15 protein-coding genes are annotated in these 15,623 nt (G+C 66.9%); 10 read left to right on the top strand and 5 right to left on the bottom strand.

Going from position 1 to position 15,623, the window contains the following annotated elements; translation table 11 throughout:
* Positions 1 to 47 precede the first annotated feature (47 nt).
* From ACWYRN_RS03305 to ACWYRN_RS03275, 7 genes are all read left to right on the top strand, one after another.
* Positions 48 to 1,538, top strand: coding sequence for an NCS1 family nucleobase:cation symporter-1 (locus ACWYRN_RS03305; protein WP_488691112.1), 1,491 nt, complete (start codon positions 48 to 50; stop codon positions 1,536 to 1,538).
* 36 nt (positions 1,539 to 1,574) lie between these two features.
* Positions 1,575 to 2,954: a dihydropyrimidinase gene (hydA, locus tag ACWYRN_RS03300; RefSeq protein ID WP_488691111.1), complete on the top strand. Its 1,380-nt coding sequence runs from the start codon at positions 1,575 to 1,577 to the stop codon at positions 2,952 to 2,954.
* Positions 2,955 to 3,060: 106 nt separating this feature from the next.
* Complete coding sequence (locus ACWYRN_RS03295) at positions 3,061 to 4,302, top strand: Zn-dependent hydrolase (RefSeq protein ID WP_488691110.1); 1,242 nt, start codon at positions 3,061 to 3,063, stop codon at positions 4,300 to 4,302.
* A gap of 75 nt (positions 4,303 to 4,377) precedes the next feature.
* Entirely contained in the window at positions 4,378 to 4,707 is a 330-nt protein-coding gene (locus ACWYRN_RS03290) for a hypothetical protein (RefSeq protein WP_488691109.1), read from the top strand.
* A 135-nt stretch (positions 4,708 to 4,842) separates the two neighbouring features.
* Positions 4,843 to 5,445, top strand: coding sequence for a DUF1326 domain-containing protein (locus ACWYRN_RS03285; protein ID WP_488691108.1), 603 nt, complete (start codon positions 4,843 to 4,845; stop codon positions 5,443 to 5,445).
* A complete protein-coding gene (locus tag ACWYRN_RS03280; RefSeq protein WP_488691107.1) occupies positions 5,442 to 6,251 on the top strand; it encodes a DUF2182 domain-containing protein in 810 nt (269 codons plus the stop codon). The genes ACWYRN_RS03285 and ACWYRN_RS03280 overlap by 4 nt, the downstream gene beginning before the upstream one ends.
* The gene (locus ACWYRN_RS03275; RefSeq protein WP_488691106.1) at positions 6,244 to 7,110 is read left to right on the top strand and encodes a DMT family transporter; all 867 of its coding nucleotides are present in this window, start codon (positions 6,244 to 6,246) and stop codon (positions 7,108 to 7,110) included. The genes ACWYRN_RS03280 and ACWYRN_RS03275 overlap by 8 nt, the downstream gene beginning before the upstream one ends.
* Before the next feature lie 7 nt (positions 7,111 to 7,117).
* Here the strand turns inward: ACWYRN_RS03275 and ACWYRN_RS03270 are convergent, their stop codons facing one another.
* The 3 genes from ACWYRN_RS03270 to ACWYRN_RS03260 form a co-directional block, all read right to left on the bottom strand.
* Positions 7,118 to 7,588, bottom strand: coding sequence for a GNAT family N-acetyltransferase (locus ACWYRN_RS03270; RefSeq protein ID WP_488691105.1), 471 nt, complete (start codon positions 7,586 to 7,588; stop codon positions 7,118 to 7,120).
* Entirely contained in the window at positions 7,585 to 9,339 is a 1,755-nt protein-coding gene (locus ACWYRN_RS03265; protein ID WP_488691104.1) for an allantoate amidohydrolase, read from the bottom strand. The genes ACWYRN_RS03270 and ACWYRN_RS03265 overlap by 4 nt, the downstream gene beginning before the upstream one ends.
* Before the next feature lie 74 nt (positions 9,340 to 9,413).
* Complete coding sequence (locus ACWYRN_RS03260; RefSeq protein ID WP_488691103.1) at positions 9,414 to 10,352, bottom strand: LysR substrate-binding domain-containing protein; 939 nt, start codon at positions 10,350 to 10,352, stop codon at positions 9,414 to 9,416.
* A gap of 121 nt (positions 10,353 to 10,473) precedes the next feature.
* Between ACWYRN_RS03260 and ACWYRN_RS03255 the strand changes: the two genes are divergently transcribed.
* Genes ACWYRN_RS03255 through ACWYRN_RS03245 form a run of 3 tightly spaced genes read left to right on the top strand, consistent with a single transcriptional unit; the run spans position 10,474 to position 13,247 of the window.
* Complete coding sequence (locus ACWYRN_RS03255; RefSeq protein WP_488691102.1) at positions 10,474 to 11,703, top strand: urate hydroxylase PuuD; 1,230 nt, start codon at positions 10,474 to 10,476, stop codon at positions 11,701 to 11,703.
* Entirely contained in the window at positions 11,700 to 12,944 is a 1,245-nt protein-coding gene (locus ACWYRN_RS03250) for a M20/M25/M40 family metallo-hydrolase (RefSeq protein WP_488691101.1), read from the top strand. Before ACWYRN_RS03255 ends, ACWYRN_RS03250 begins: the two co-directional genes overlap by 4 nt.
* 60 nt (positions 12,945 to 13,004) lie before the next feature.
* Positions 13,005 to 13,247 carry an H-NS histone family protein gene (locus ACWYRN_RS03245; RefSeq protein WP_488691100.1) on the top strand — a complete coding sequence of 81 codons (243 nt, stop codon included), beginning with the start codon at positions 13,005 to 13,007 and terminating at the stop codon, positions 13,245 to 13,247.
* Here the strand turns inward: ACWYRN_RS03245 and ACWYRN_RS03240 are convergent, their stop codons facing one another.
* Both ACWYRN_RS03240 and ACWYRN_RS03235 read right to left on the bottom strand, forming a co-directional pair.
* Entirely contained in the window at positions 13,248 to 13,439 is a 192-nt protein-coding gene (locus ACWYRN_RS03240) for a YqaE/Pmp3 family membrane protein (RefSeq protein WP_229437895.1), read from the bottom strand.
* A gap of 384 nt (positions 13,440 to 13,823) precedes the next feature.
* On the bottom strand, positions 13,824 to 15,563 hold the full coding sequence (locus ACWYRN_RS03235; protein ID WP_488691099.1) for a vWA domain-containing protein: 1,740 nt from the start codon (positions 15,561 to 15,563) through the stop codon (positions 13,824 to 13,826).
* Between the last annotated feature and the right edge of the window lie 60 nt (positions 15,564 to 15,623).

Raw genomic sequence — 15,623 nt, 5'->3', positions numbered from 1 at the left:
TGCGCTACACTGGGTTGCATCCACCGCAACCGATAGGAGAAGTCCACGTGACGCAACACCAAGCAGTCAGCAACGAACTCTGGAACCACGACCTGGCGCCCACCAGCCCGGCCCAGCGCACCTGGCGCTGGTACCACTTCGCCGCCCTCTGGGTCGGCATGGTGATCAGCATCCCGGCCTACATGCTGGCGGCCAGCCTGATCGAAAGCGGCATGTCGGCCTGGCAGGCGGTGCTGACGGTGTTCCTGGCGAACGTGATCGTGCTGCTGCCCATGCTCCTGATCGGCCACGCTGGCACCAAGTACGGCATTCCCTACGCGGTGCTGGCGCGCGCCAGCTTCGGCACCCGCGGCGCACGCCTGCCGGCACTGATGCGCGCCATCGTCGCCTGCGGCTGGTACGGCATCCAGACCTGGTTCGGCGGCAGCATGATCTATACGCTGCTCGGCGTGCTGCTCGGCGCGCCGATCTCCGGCCCGAACCTGCCTGGCTTGGGCATCAACGCCGGCCAGCTGGCCTGCTTCCTCGGCTTCTGGGCGATCCAAATGTATTTCATCGTGCACGGCATGGAATCGATCCGCAAGCTCGAAACCTATACCGCGCCACTGAAGATCGCGATCTGCTTCCTGCTGCTCTGGTGGGTCTACGACAAGGTGGGCGGCTTCGGCCCGTTGTTGGAACAGCCTTCGCAGTTCGTGCAGGGCGGCCCGAAAGCGGGTCTGTTCTGGTCCGTGTTCTGGCCTTCGCTCACCGCCATGATCGGCTACTGGGCCACGCTGGCGCTGAACATCCCCGACTTCACGCGCTTCGCGAAAACGCAAAAAGACCAGGTGGTCGGCCAGACCCTGGGCCTGCCGCTGCCGATGGCGCTGCTCGCCGCGCTGGCCGTCACCGTCACCTCGGCCACCATCGTCCTGTATGGCAAAGCCTTGTGGGACCCGGTCGACGTTGCCAGCCGCATGACCGGCATCGCCGTGCTGGTGGCCCTGCTGATCCTGCTGATCGACACCGCCAGCGTCAACCTGGCCGCCAACCTGGTCGGCCCGGCCTATGACTTCTCGGCGCTGTCGCCGAAGCGCATCAGCTACCGCACCGGCGGCTACATCACGGCCGGCATCGCGCTGGCGATGATGCCCTGGAAGATCCTGGAGACGACCCAGAACTACATCTTCATTTGGCTCACGGGTTACTCGGCGCTGCTCGGGCCGATCGCCGGCATAATGATCATCGACTATTACTTCATCCGCCAGACCCGGCTCGACGTCGACCAGCTGTACCGCGACAACGGCGTCTATTCGTACAAGGGCGGCTGGAACATCGCCGCCATCGTCGCCTTTGCCGCCGGCGTGCTGCCGAACCTGCCGGGCTTCCTGAACGCGGCGTTGCCGGCCTCGTTCCCGCACGTGAGCGAAACCTTCAAGACCATCTATACCTATGCCTGGTTCGTCGGCGTCGTGATCGCGGCGGTCGTGTACGGGCTGATGATGAAAGGCCGCACGGCGCCGGCACTGCGTGCGGCGCCGCATACTCCAACCTGAGACCCGGGGCAGGGTCCATCTGAAAGGGACGTATCCATGACGACGATCATCCGTGACGGCACCATCGTGAACGCCGACCGCGCCTTCCGCGGCGACGTGCTTTGTTTCGGCGACAAGATCGTCGCCGTCGGCGACAGCATCGACGCGCCCGCCAACGCCACGGTGATCGACGCCGGCGGCCAGTACGTGATGCCGGGCGGGATCGACACCCACACGCACATGCAGCTGCCCTTCATGGGCACGGTGACGGCCGACGACTTTTTCAGCGGCACCGCGGCGGGCCTCGCGGGCGGCACCACGACCATCATGGACTTCGTCATTCCGAATCCGCAGCAATCGCTGCTGGAAGCCTACCGCACCTGGCGCGGCTGGGCGCGCAAGTCGGCGGCCGACTACACCTTCCACGTGGCCGTCACCTGGTGGGATGAGTCGGTGCACGCCGAGATGGGCACCCTGGTGCGCGAGCACGGCGTGAACAGCTTCAAGCACTTCATGGCCTACAAGAACGCGATCATGGCCGACGACGAGACGCTGGTGAAAAGCTTCCGCCGCGCGCTGGAGCTGGGCGCGATCCCGACCGTGCATGCCGAGAACGGCGAACTGGTGTTCCAGCTGCAGAAGGAGTTGCTGGCGAAGGGCATCACGGGCGCGAAAGCCCATCCGCTCTCGCGCCCGCCCGAGGTGGAAGCCGAAGCGGCGAACCGCGCCATCGCGATTGCCAACGTGCTCGGCACGCCGGTCTACATCGTCCACGTGTCCTGCGCCGAATCGCTGGACGCCATCGTGCGCGCCCGCGCCAGGGGCCAGCGCGTGTACGGCGAGGCGTTGGCCGGCCACCTGGTGATCGACGACAGCGTGTACCAAAGCGAAGACGAGGACTTCGCACGCGGCCACGTCATGAGTCCGCCTTTCCGCAGCCGCCACCACCAGGACGCACTGTGGCATGGCCTCACCGGCGGCAACCTGCATACCACCGCCACCGATCACTGCACATTCTGCGCCGAGCAGAAGGCGATGGGGGCAAACGACTTCACGCGCATCCCGAACGGCTGCGGCGGCGTCGAGGAACGCATGGCGGTGGTCTGGGACGCCGGCGTGAACAGCGGCCGCCTGACGCCCTCCGAATTCGTGCGCGTCACGTCCACCAACGCCGCCCAGATCTTCAACATGTACCCGCGCAAAGGCGTGATCGCGGTCGGGGCCGACGCCGACCTCGTGGTCTGGGACCCGAATGGCACGCGCACCATCTCCGCGCAAACCCAGTTCTCGAAAGGCGGCTTCAACGTCTTCGAAGGCCGCACCGTGCGCGGCATCCCGACCCACACGGTCGCCGCCGGCAAGCTGGTCTTCGAGCGCGGCGATTTGCGCGCCGAAGAAGGCGCCGGCCGCCACATCGACCGTCCCGCATTCGCTTAGTCGGAAACTGTACCGTAGGGTGGACGGCTATGCCGTCCACGCGTCCAACCAGCACCGGCCCACCACCAGCATCGAAAGCCGGCGCGCCCACATCCCGGAGAACGATATGCCCGACACCCTGCGCATCAACGGCCAACGCCTCTGGCAGTCCCTGATGGAGCTCGCCCGGATCGGCGCCACCGACAAGGGCGGCGTCAAGCGCCTCGCCCTGACCGACCTCGACCGCCAGGGCCGCGACCTGGTCGTGCGATGGGGCCGTGAAGCCGGCATGTCGGTCACCGTCGACAAGATCGGCAACGTCTTCATGCGCCGCCCCGGCCGCAACGCCAGCCTGGCGCCGATCGTCACCGGCAGCCACGTCGACACCCAGCCCACCGGCGGCAAGTTCGACGGCAACTACGGCGTGCTGGCCGGCCTGGAAGTCGTGCGCACCCTGAACGACCATGGCATCGTCACCGAAGCCCCGATCGAGGTCGCCTTCTGGACCAACGAGGAAGGCTCGCGCTTCGTGCCGGTGATGATGGGCTCCGGCGTCTTCTGCGGCGCCTTCAGCCTGGAAGCCGCCTACGCCGCCAAGGACGTCGAAGGGAAAAGCGTGCGCGAGGAGCTGGAGCGCATCGGCTACCTGGGCGAGGAGGAACCCGGCCAGCACCCGATCGGCGCCTATTTCGAAACCCACATCGAGCAGGGCCCGGTGCTGGAAGACGCCGACAAGGTCATCGGCGTGGTGCCGGCCGTGATGGGCCTGTCCTGGTACGACTGCACGGTCAGCGGCATGGAAGCGCACGCCGGTCCCACGCCGATGGGCCTGCGCCGCGATGCGCTGCAGGTGGCGACCGGCATCATGCAGGAGGTGGTGGCGATTGCCAACCGCTACCCGCCATACGGACGCGGCACGGTCGGCATGGTGCAGGTGTTCCCGAACAGCCGCAACGTGATCCCGGGCCAGGTGAAGTTCAGCATCGACCTGCGCAATGTGAACGACGCGCTGCTGAACACCATGCACGAAGAGATGCTCGCCTTTGTCGCGAAGACGCGAAGCGAGACCGGCCTGGGTATCGAGGTCGAGCGCGTTTCCTATTATCCGCCTTGCCCCTTCCACCCGGACTGCGTGAACGCCGTGCGCGCCGCCACCGACAAGCTGGGCTACTCCGTCATGGACGTGGTCTCCGGCGCCGGCCACGACGCCATCTACGCCGCCCGCGTGGCCCCGAGCGGCATGATCTTCGTGCCCTGCAAGGACGGCATCAGCCACAACGAGATCGAGGACGCCAAGCCCGAGCACCTGGAGGCCGGTTGCAACGTGCTGCTGCATGCGATGCTGGAGCGGGCGCGGGTGGTGGAGTAAGGTCGCGCAGTCGATCATGGCGTGAGGGCAGGGACGCGTCCGCTGCATGCCGGCAAACGCGGCTAGAATGGCCGCATGCCGAGCAAACTTCCTACCTTTCCCGGTCCGCTGACCGCGCGCGGCGCCGTGCTGGCGGTGCTGTTGTCAAACGAAGACCAGACCGGTGCCGAACCGCTACAGGGCCGCGTGACCCTGGCCGCCATCGTGCGCACCCTGAAGCGCAAATACCACTGGCCGATCGAGACCCACAGCTTCCCGGCCAACGCCGCCGACGGCCGCGCCACCTGGGCCACGGTGTACAGCCTGCCGGAGAATGTGATCGACGCCGCCCTGAACCGGGGCGGACGCGACTGGCTGCGTTCGCGCAAGCTGGCCCGGCGCGGCCTGGCGCAGGCGGACGAATAAGCTGTCTGCAAGCCTTGATCTAGCTCATACCGATCGCGGTTTGCCGCGCTTGCCTGCGGCAATGTAGCGGCCTACCTTGTAAAGATGTCGCCGGTCTGCGTTCGTGCGACCGGCGGCGACAAAGCGGAGGTCGTCATGAGCTATCGTCTGGAAGGCAGGCTATTGGAAGTCTGCAACTGCAAGGTCCTGTGCCCGTGCTGGATCGGCGAAGACCCCGACCACGGCACCTGCGACACCATCGTCGCCTGGCACATCGACAAGGGCGCCATCGACGGCATCGACGTCGGCGGTCACACGCTTGCCGCCGTGTCGCATCTGCCCGGTAACATCCTGAAGGGCAACTGGCGCGTGGCGTTCTTCGTCGACGACGGCGCCAGCGACGAACAAATGGACGCGCTCCTGAAGGTCTACAGCGGCAAGTCCGGCGGCGCCGTCGCCGAACTGTCCAAGCTGATCGGCGAGGTGGTGTCGATCGAACGCGCACCCATCACATTCACGGTGAACGAGGGCAGGGGAGAACTGGCCATCGGCAGCGATTACTACGCAGAACTCGAACCCTATCGCGGCCCTAGCGGCAATACGACCACGCTCACCGAAACCATCTTCTCGACCGTGCCCGGCGCCCCGGTTTTTGTAGGCAAGGCGCCGGTCTACCGCTCGCGCAACGACACCCTCGGTATCCACCTGAACCTGCGCGACCATAACGCGCTGCAAAGCACCTTCGTGTTCGAAGCATGAGCGCGGCGGCCAATGCGCCGCAGGTGCGGCGCCACACCCGCGTGTTCGCGCCGCTGCTGCTGGCGCTGGCGGCGCTGGCCTGGTTGACTTTGTGGATCTGGGCCGGTAGTCCCTGGGGACGCTATCTCGACCATGGCGACTGGACCGCCTCCGGCCCGGCCGCCGCACTGTGCCGTGCGCTGCCGGCCGGCGACATCGTCGTGCCGCTGCTGTTGTATGCTGCAGCCTGGATCCTGATGACCGCCGCGATGATGCTGCCCACCACATTGCCGCTGTTCGATGCCTTCGACCGCCTGACTAGCGGCCGGCCCGACCACTCGCGCCTGCTGGCGCTGCTCGGCCTCGGCTACATGGCCGCCTGGGGCGCCTTCGGCATCCTCGCGCATGGCCTGCACACAGGCCTGCTGGCGCTGCTTGATCAATCGCCGCAACTGGCCTGGAACGGCTGGATCGTCGGCGCCGCCGTGATTGCCGGCGCCGGCGCCTTCCAGTTCAGCCGCCTGAAATACGCCTGCCTCGACCGCTGCCGTTCGCCGCTCGGCTTCGTCATGACGCACTGGCGCGGCCGCAACCATGGCCGCCAGGCCATCCTGCTTGGCCTGCACCATGGCGCCTACTGTGTCGGCTGCTGCTGGGCGCTGATGCTGCTGATGTTCGCCGTCGGCGCCGGCAGCCTGGGCTGGATGCTGGTGCTGGCCGTCGTGATGGCCATCGAGAAGAACACATCCTGGGGCCGGCGCATCGGCAAGCCGCTGGGCGCGGCCTTGCTGGCCTGGTGCGCATTGCTGGTGGCCAGCCATGCGTGACCTCGCCACCAGCCGCCCGCGCTTGTCGGCGCTGGCCTTTACGGCGGCGGCGATGCTGGCCTTTGCGGCCAACTCGCTGCTGTGCCGGCTGGCGCTGTTGCAGGGTGGGATCGACCCGGCCAGCTTCGGCGCGGTGCGCATCGTTTCCGGCGCCATCGCGCTGGCGCTGATCGTGCGCTGGCGTGCGGGAGGAGCACGCGAGACTGGCGGCGACTGGCTGTCGGCGGCCATGCTGTTCGCCTATGTCGCCTTCTTTTCCTTCGCCTATGTGAGCCTGGCCGCCGGCACCGGCGCGCTGATCCTGTTCGGCGCCGTCCAGCTGACCATGTTCGGGGCCGCCTTGCGCGCCGGCGAACGCTTCGCGCCGCTGGCTTGTGCCGGCCTGGCCGTGGCGGCACTGGGCCTGGTTTATCTTGTCCTGCCGGGCGTCAGCGCACCGCCCATCGTGGGCGCGGTGCTGATGGCATCGGCCGGCGTGGCCTGGGGCGTGTATTCGCTGCGTGGACGCGGCGCCCTCGATCCGCTCGGCGCCACGGCCGGCAACTTCCTGCGCGCCGCACCGATGGCGCCCGTGTTGTGGCTGCCCTTTATCGGCGTTGCGCATGCCGACGTGGGCGGCATCCTGCTCGCGGTGGCGTCGGGCGCGATCACCTCGGGTGTCGGCTATGCGCTCTGGTACACGGCGCTGCGCGAGCTCAGCGCGATGCGCGCGGCGACGGTGCAGCTATCGGTGCCGGTGATCACGGCCTTCGGCGCAGTGCTGTTCCTGGCCGAGCCTTTGAGCCTGCGGCTGGTGCTGGCGTCGGTGGCGATCCTCGGCGGGATTGCGCTGGTGCTGGCCGGGCGCGCAAAACAATAACCCGGCGTCACCCGATCTGCTTTTCCATGTACACGGATGGAATGCCGATGCCCGAGCGGTGCGGGTACAGCTCTTCGCGCAGGGCGGTGAATGCGGCACGCCGGTAGAAAGGCACGGCATTCAGCGACGCGGACAAATACAGGCGCTTGCAGCCAAGCGCACGCGCCAGGTCTTCGCACGCCGCGAGCAGCATCGCGCCAATGCCGCGCCCATGTTCATCAGGCTCGACAAACACGGCATCGACTTCGCCGGCGGCTCCATCCACCGCGGCATAACCGAGCATGCGTCCCGCCTCCTCTGCTACGATGGTGCCGCCGACCGCAATCAGGCGCGCCAGGCTGTCCGGCGCCGGAGACGCCAGCCAGACATCCAGTACATCCTGCGCATAATGACCGGCGCAGCCATGGGCAACGGCGCGCGTACGCAGCGCCCACAAGGCGGCGACCTCGTCACCGCGTGCCGGCCGCAGGGCGATCATGCGCCAGCCGACAGGCTGCGCAGGAAGTCCAGCAGCACCTGCCCGGCCAGCTCGGCATCGTCGGCCGTCATGGTCTCCAGCGGGTTGTGGCTGATGCCGCCGTTGCCGCAGCGCGTGAACAGCATCGCCACATCCGTGATCTGCGCCATCTGCATCGCGTCGTGGCCGGCGCCCGACAGCAAGTCGAAACGCGGCACGCCGGCACGCTCCACGGCCGCACCCAGCGCATCCATCAGGCGCGGCGAGCAGGGCGCCGCTTCGGCTTCCACGATCTTCCACAGCTTTTCGTCGATGCCGCGCCGTGCGCAAATGGCGCTGATGCCGGCCAGGATATCGTCCACCGCGGCCAGGCGCACGGCGTCGTCGGCTGCGCGAATGTCGAGCGAGAGCTTGCAGGCGCCGGGAATCACGTTCACCGAACCGGCCGGCACCTCGAGTTGGCCCACGGTGCCGACCAGCGATGGCACGCCGCTGCAGCGCGACTCGACCAGCAGCACGATTTCGGCGGCGGCCGCGGCGGCATCGCGGCGCATGCCCATCGGCGTGGTGCCCGCATGGCTGGCGACGCCGCGCAACTCGACCAGGTAGCGCGAGCTGCCGGCAATCGCCGTCACCACGCCCACCGGCAAGCCGCGCTCCAGCAGCACCGGACCCTGTTCGATATGGACCTCGACGAAGCCGAGCAGGTCTTCAGGCCGCCGCGCAATCGACGGGATCGCCGCGGGATGGTGGCCGGTTTCGAGCAGTGCCTGGCGCATGCTGACGCCGTTCTCGTCCTGGGTATCGAGCCGGTCCAGGTCGAACTGGCCGGTGACCGCGCTGCTGCCCAGGAAGGTGCTGCGAAAGCGCACGCCTTCTTCTTCCGCGAAGCCGACCACCTCCAGGTGGTAGGGCAAACGCTCACCACGCAGGTGCAGCGCACGCACGATGGCGACCGGCAGCAGGATGCCCAGGCGCCCATCGTACTTGCCGCCGTTGCGCACGGTGTCGTAGTGCGAGCCGGTCATCAGGGTCTTCGCGTTTGGATCGGTCGCGGCGTAGCGGCCGACCACGTTGCCGACCGCGTCGATATGCGTCTGCATGCCGGCCTCACGCATCCAGGCCTCGATCTGGGCTGCGGTACGGCAGTGCGCCGGCGTCAGGTAGGCGCAGGTCAGGCCCTCGTCGGCATCGCTCCAGGCGCCGATGATCTCCGCCCAGTCCATCACCTGCGCGCCGATCGACGGCGTCACGCCGAGCAGGGCGTTCAGGCGGATCTCGGCGATGCGATGCACCTGGCGCAGGGCTTCGGCCATCTCGTCCGCGCGGCCGTTCTTCAGGCGCCGCGCAAAGGTGTCGATGATCGCCGTGCGCGTCAGCCCGCGCCCGGTCGGGCCTTTCACGGCCAGGATGAAGGGGAAGCCGAAGCGGTCGTTGTATTCGGCATTCAAACGCTGCAGCGTGGCGTATTCCTCGGCACTGCACAGGTTCAGGCCCGAGGCCGCCTGCTCGCCCGTCGATTCGGCCGTCAGCTCGCCGGCAATCGCCGCCTTGCCCGCCAGTTCGGGGTGGGCGCGCAGCAGGCCCAGGCGCTCGTCCTCGCTCGCGGTATCGACCACCGCCTGCAAGGCCAGCTTCAGCGCCGCCAGCGAGGCGAAGGGACGCGCGCTGGCGGCGCGCTGCGCGATCCAGGGCGAATGCTCATAGATGCCGTTCAGGGCCGCGACAAAGCCGGCGGCGTCAAGTGTATTCAGGCTGGAGAGGGTAGTCATGATCGGCCTCGCATGATTCGAACCTTCGATAATAAGGCCGGAGGGCGCCCGCGCCTATACGGCCACCGATATACTCACTTCTGGACCAGCGCCCGCGCCGCCTGGCTGACCTGGTCGCGCAGCCATTTGTGTTCCGTCGACTGGTGCACGCGCTGGTGCCACAACTGGTAGAACCGCATCGGCGGGAACTTGATCGGCATGGTGAAGGTCTTCAGCGGCAGCGCCTTTTCATAGAAGCGCATGAACTGGCGGCCGGTGGTGAGGACCAGGTCGGTCTGGGTCAGCATGTAGGGGATCAGGCCGAAGTAGGGCGACTCGACCGCGATCTTGCGGTGTAGCCCGGAGCGCGCCAGGAAGGAGTCGATCACGCCGTGGTAACCGGGCAGCATCTGCGACGGCGCCACGTGCGGCAAACTGAGGTAGTCTTCGATCGTCATGGCATCGGCCTCGGTGCGCTTGGCGTAGGGGCTGTCGGCGCGCATGGTGCAGACGATCGGATCCTCGAACAGTTTCGACATGTGCAGGTGCGCGGGCGGCTCGTCCCAGTTGGCGATCACCAGGTCCATCTCGCCGTCGGACAGCATGCGCAGGTAGTCGGTGCCGGGACCGACGCTGTGGATGGCCACGCGGCTGTTCGGCGCCACGCGCCGGATCGAAGCCACCACGTTCGGCAGGAACTGGGTGTCGAGGTAGTCGGGCGCGGCGATGTGGAAGGTGCGCGCCGCCGCCTCGGGCACGAAGGGCGACTTCTTGACGAACAGGCTCTCGGTTTCGTCGAGGATGCGCTTGGCCGGTTTCAGCAGGCTTTCGCCGTGCTGGGTCGGCACCATGCCGCGCGCGCCGCGCACCAGCAGCGGGTCGCCGGTCAGCTCGCGCAACTTGCGCAGCGAGGCCGAGATCGAGGGCTGGGGCTGGTTCAGCTTCAGCGCCACGCGCGAGACGTTTTTCTCCACCAGCAGCAGGTAGAGGATGCGGATCAGGTGCAGGTCGAGGTGCTGGGGCAGGCTGGCCATGGGAATGTTGGACGTATATCGGTTCGGTTATGTCGAATATACGGCATATTTCATGTCGTAGAAAATGAAAACCGCGTATCTTCGTTGAAATACTGCCACGATTTAGATGAGGGACCCCTGCATGGACGTATTCGGATACCTGGCTCCCTACGGCCTCGAATGGCTGAATTTGCTCGTACGCTGGCTGCACATCATCACAGGGATTGCCTGGATCGGCGCCTCCTTCTACTTCGTCTGGCTCGACAACACCATCAAGCCGCCCGCGCCGGGTTCCGACCTGGCGAACAAGGGCGTGGCCGGCGAGCTCTGGGCCGTGCACGGCGGCGGTTTCTACAACCCGCAAAAGTACCTCGTCGCCCCGGCGACGCTGCCGAAGGAACTCCACTGGTTCAAGTGGGAAGCCTATTCCACCTGGCTGTCGGGCTTTGCGCTGCTGTTCATCGTCTACTACCTGAATGCGCAGGCCATGATGGTCGACCGCAGCGTGGCCGACCTCTCGAGCTGGCAGGCGGTCGGCATCGGCCTGGGCAGCCTGGTGGTCGGCTGGCTGGTCTACGACTTATTGTGCAAGTCTCCGCTCGGCAAGCGCGACCTTGCCTTTGGCGTCGTCATCTTCGCCTTCCTGGTGGCGAGCAGCTGGGTGCTCACGCATCTGCTCAGCGGGCGCGCGGCCTACCTGCACATCGGCGCCATGATCGGCACCATCATGGTGGCGAATGTCGCCCACGTGATCATCCCCGGCCAGCGCAAGATGGTGAACGCGATGATGGCCGGCCAGAAGCCCGATCCCAGCTACGGCATCAAGGCCAAGCAGCGCTCGGTGCACAACAATTACTTCACGCTGCCGGTGCTGTTCCTCATGATCAGCAACCACTATGCGATGACCTACCGCCACGAGCACGCCTGGGCCGTGCTGGCCGTGATCATGGCGGCCGGCGTGTTGATCCGCCACTTCTTCAATCTGCGCCACAAGGGCCGTATCGAGTGGAAGTATCCGGCGGCAGGCGTGGCGCTGCTGGCCGTGCTGGCGGTATTGATCGCGCCATCGGCCCCGGTGGCGCAGGCGCCAGGTGTCGATACGATGGCCCAGTTCACACAAGTGAAGCATATCGTCGACCAGCGCTGCGTCAGCTGCCACGCCGCGAAGCCGACGCAACCCGGCTTTGCCACCGCGCCGGCCGGCGTGATGCTGGAATCGCCCGAACTCATCAGCCAGAACGCGGCGCGCATCTACCAGCAGACCGTGCAGCTGAAAGCCATGCCGCTGGCGAATCTCACCAACATGACCGACGCCGAACGGGCGCAGATCGGCGCCTGGTTCGAAGCCGGCGCCAGGACAGGAAGCCAATGATGGATACGCAAGCGAGACAACAGCTGTGCGACTGGATCGACGCCCACTTCGACGAGCAGGTCGCTTTCCTGCAGGGCGTGGTGCGCATCCCCACCGACACCCCGCCGGGCAACAACGCGCCGCATGCCGAGGCCGTGGCGGACATGGTGCGCGCCTTTGGCTGGGAAGCCGAGCGCCATGCGGTGCCGGCGGAGCTTGTCGCCGGCTACGGCATGGAGTCGATCACCAATTTGATCGTGCGCCGCCCGTATGGCGACGGTCCGACCATCGCCCTGAACGCCCACGGCGACGTGGTGCCGCCCGGCGAAGGCTGGACCAAACCGCCCTACGGCGCCGAGATCGAGGACGGTTATTTGTACGGCCGCGCCGCCGCGGTCTCGAAGAGCGACTTCGCCACCTACATCTTTGCCGTGCGCGCGCTGGAGGCGCTCGGCCTGCCCCTGAAGGGCGGCGTCGAGCTGCACTTCACCTACGACGAAGAATTCGGCGGCCTGCTGGGGCCGGGCTGGCTGCTGGATCAGAAGCTGACCCGGCCCGACCTGGTGATCGCGGCCGGCTTCAGCTACCAGGTCATCACCGCCCACAACGCCTGCCTGCAGCTGGAAGTCACGGTGCACGGCAAGGCAGGGCACGGCGCCATGCCCGAGACGGCGCATGATGCATTGCAGGCGGCCACGCGCATCCTGAACGCCATCTATGGCCAGCTGCCGGAGCTGAAGACGATCAAGTCGGGCGTGCCCGGCATCGATTCGCCCACCATGCTGGTCGGCCGCATCGACGGCGGCACCAACACGAACGTGGTGCCGGGCAAGGTGGTGCTCAAAATGGACCGGCGCATGATTCCCGAAGAAGACCCGGCGGCGGTCGAGGCCGGGGTGCGTGCGCTGATCGAAGACGCGGTGCGCGGCTTGCCGGGCATCCGGGTCGAGATCCGGCGCCTGCTGCTGTCGCATGCCTTGCGGCCGCTGCCGGGATCGGAGCAGCTGGTGGACAGCCTGCAGCGCAACGGCCGCGCCATCCTGGGCGAGGAGATTCCGGCCGTGGGTACGCCGTTATACGCCGATGCGCGCCTGTACGGCGAGCAGGGCATCCCGGCCGTGATGTATGGCGCCGGCCCGCGCACGGTGCCGGAATCGAATGCGAAAAAGGCCGACGAGAAGCTGGCGCTGGACGACCTGCGCAAGGCAACGAAGGTGGTGGCGCTGACGCTGTTCGATTTGCTCGGAAACGGAACTGTATGAGCGCTACCTGAGCGCTGCCTCGTGATAGGCTAGCGCTTCCAACCGAACAGAGGGAAAGCGATGGCACAGATCGATCTGTCGAACTACAACCTCGGCGAACTGAAAGGCCTGCAGTTCGACGTCGAGAAGGAACTCAAGGAGCGCCAGAAGCACGACCTGCGCAAGGCGCGCGAGCAGGTGATGGCGATCGTGCAGGAAGCCGGCATGTCGGTCGACGAACTGCTGGCCGAGCGCGGCAAGGGGAAAAGCGCGGGCAAGGGCGCAGGCAAGGGCAGGCCCAAAAAGGCCGGCCCCGAAACCTGATCAGCGCCCGCGCATCGAGCGTTCGATCTTCTGGTCGGTCTTGTACTGGCTGAGGGCATACACGGCCCAGATGGCGGCGGGCAGCCAGCCGATCAGGGTTACTTGCAGGATCAGGCAGATGATGCCGGCGATCGGGCGGCCGATGGTGAAGAAGGTCAGCCAGGGGAGGATCAGGGCGATGAGCAGGCGCATGGGGTTTCCTTGAATAGTAGGATCGTGGAGCCCGTGCAACGGGGCGTGTCTGTCGAAATCTTATAACAGGCAGGCCCGCGCTCAGCACACCGTTGGCGTATCGTTATCGGTCGCTGTGGCCGGGGGCTGTTGTAGGGTGGGCACTTGTGCCCACGCGGTTACACAGTGGCCTGTCGAACGGTGTCCCGAGAGGCAGGTGTCGTCGATCTGCCGGTTCTGTCCGATATGATCAACCGGTGATACCGCGTGGGCACAGGTGCCCACCCTACGAAAACCGTTGCCGCATCGTGATCGCCACCATGGCGCGGATGTTGTAGGGTGGGTTCTCGAACCCACCGAACAAGGGACTGCCATGCAGCGTCATGGTGGGTTCGAGAACCCACCCTACGGCTGTCCGACCGGTCCCGTCTTGCCCAGCGTTTCCGCCATCCGCACCAGGCGCACGAACTCGGCGCGGTAACCCTCGGCATCCTTGCCGCGCGCGTCGTTCGCCAGATTCGCGATATCGGCATAGCTATAATCCGCCAGCGGCGCCTCGCCACGCAGACGCTGGCCGAAGGCCGCCACCGCCACCGCAAAGCGCGCATCGTCCGGCGCCGCGTCCAATCCCTTGCGCACACTGGCCGCGCGCACCGCATGCGAGGTCTCGCGGCTGGCACTCTGGCCCGGCAGCTTGTAGCGCACCTTCACGAAGCAGAGTTCATCGCCCTTGCCAGCTGGCGCCGCCTTTTTGCCATCGCCATAGCGCAGCGGATCGACCAGCTTGTCCGCTTCCGAGGCCGGCGTGATCTCGTAGATGGCGGTGACGGTGTGCCCGGCGCCCATGTCGCCCGCATCCACCTTGTCGTCCTTGAAATCCTGGCGCGCCAGCATGCGGGTTTCGTAGCCGATCAGGCGGTAGGCCGCCACCTGGCGCGGGTTGAATTCGACCTGCATCTTGACGTCGTTCGCGATCGGGAACATGGTCGAACCGAGTTCTTCCTGCATCGCCTTGCGCGCTTCCAGCAGCGAGTCGATGTAGGCGGCGTTGCCGTTGCCGGACTGGGTCAGGCGCTGGATCAGGGCGTCGTTCAGGTTGCCCGTGCCGACGCCGAACACCGACAGGTAGACGCCGCTCTTGCGCTTGTCGGCGATGAAGCGCTCCAGCTGCTTCGGATCGGTGATGCCGATGTTGAAGTCGCCGTCGGTGGCCAGGATCACGCGGTTCACGGCCTTCGGGTCGCGGTGGCGCTCGGCCAGCGCATAGGCGCGCTGCAGGCCGTCGCCGCCGGCGGTGCCGCCCGCTGCGCGCAGGCCGTCGAGCGCATCGACGATCTTCTGCTTGTCGCGGCCGAGCGTCGGTTCGAGCGCCACCTGTGTGCCGTTCGCATAGGTGACGATGGACACGCGGTCGTTCTCGCGCAGCCCGTCGGCGAACAGGCGCAGGCCCTGCTGCAGCAGCGGCAGGCGGTCGGGCCCCTGCATCGAGCCGGAGACGTCGATCAGCAGCACCAGGTTCAGCGGCGGGCGCTCGGCCTGCTCCACGTCGAAGCCGCGCACGGCGACATGCAGCAGCTGGTTGCCTGCCTTCCAGGGACTGGGCATGACTTCCGTCGTCACCGCGAAGGGTTCGGTGCGCGCCTTCGGGGCGGCGTAGCGGTAGGGGAAGTAATTGACCATCTCCTCGACGCGCACGGCCTGCGGCGGCGGCAGGCGGCCGGAGGTGAGCTGGCGCCGGACAAAGGCGTAGGAGGCGGTGTCGACGTCGGCGCTGAAGGTGGACACCGGCTGCTCGGCCACCAGCTGGGTGGCGTTCGCTTCCTTGTCGGGGAACTTGTCGGCCTGCGGCGGCGCAATGACGACAAAGCCCGGCGGCGGCGCGCGCCGCAGCGCCTGGTACTGCCCCGAGATCGACGAGCCGGTCACGACCACGCTTTGCTTCGGCTGCGACGCGTAGGCGGAAACCGAAGGAGACGGCGGCGGTGGCGGTGCAGGAGCCGACACTGAAGCCGGCGGCGGCGCCGGTGCCGCTTCGGGCGCGGCCAGGACCGGCGACTCCTGCTGGCCGGGGGACTGCACGCTGCAGCCGGCCAGCAGTAAAGCGCCCAGCGCCAGGAGCGCGGGCGTGTTCGGGGGACATCTCATGATTGGACCTCCTTCGGTTTGTTATACCGATAAGGTGCAACGGCGATGCCCGAATTGCAA

Source organism: Massilia sp. BAP21 (assembly GCF_057801335.1).
This window is presented reverse-complemented; position numbering and strand designations above follow the sequence as displayed.

Coding starts and splice junctions, on each gene's coding strand:
- hydA (WP_488691111.1), top strand. CDS start 1,575: ATGACGACGATCATCCGTGACGGCACCATCGTGAACGCCGACCGCGCC.
- ACWYRN_RS03295 (WP_488691110.1), top strand. CDS start 3,061: ATGCCCGACACCCTGCGCATCAACGGCCAACGCCTCTGGCAGTCCCTG.
- ACWYRN_RS03290 (WP_488691109.1), top strand. CDS start 4,378: ATGCCGAGCAAACTTCCTACCTTTCCCGGTCCGCTGACCGCGCGCGGC.
- ACWYRN_RS03285 (WP_488691108.1), top strand. CDS start 4,843: ATGAGCTATCGTCTGGAAGGCAGGCTATTGGAAGTCTGCAACTGCAAG.
- ACWYRN_RS03280 (WP_488691107.1), top strand. CDS start 5,442: ATGAGCGCGGCGGCCAATGCGCCGCAGGTGCGGCGCCACACCCGCGTG.
- ACWYRN_RS03275 (WP_488691106.1), top strand. CDS start 6,244: ATGCGTGACCTCGCCACCAGCCGCCCGCGCTTGTCGGCGCTGGCCTTT.
- ACWYRN_RS03270 (WP_488691105.1), bottom strand. CDS start 7,588: ATGATCGCCCTGCGGCCGGCACGCGGTGACGAGGTCGCCGCCTTGTGG.
- ACWYRN_RS03265 (WP_488691104.1), bottom strand. CDS start 9,339: ATGACTACCCTCTCCAGCCTGAATACACTTGACGCCGCCGGCTTTGTC.
- ACWYRN_RS03260 (WP_488691103.1), bottom strand. CDS start 10,352: ATGGCCAGCCTGCCCCAGCACCTCGACCTGCACCTGATCCGCATCCTC.
- ACWYRN_RS03255 (WP_488691102.1), top strand. CDS start 10,474: ATGGACGTATTCGGATACCTGGCTCCCTACGGCCTCGAATGGCTGAAT.
- ACWYRN_RS03250 (WP_488691101.1), top strand. CDS start 11,700: ATGATGGATACGCAAGCGAGACAACAGCTGTGCGACTGGATCGACGCC.
- ACWYRN_RS03245 (WP_488691100.1), top strand. CDS start 13,005: ATGGCACAGATCGATCTGTCGAACTACAACCTCGGCGAACTGAAAGGC.
- ACWYRN_RS03240 (WP_229437895.1), bottom strand. CDS start 13,439: ATGCGCCTGCTCATCGCCCTGATCCTCCCCTGGCTGACCTTCTTCACC.
- ACWYRN_RS03235 (WP_488691099.1), bottom strand. CDS start 15,563: ATGAGATGTCCCCCGAACACGCCCGCGCTCCTGGCGCTGGGCGCTTTA.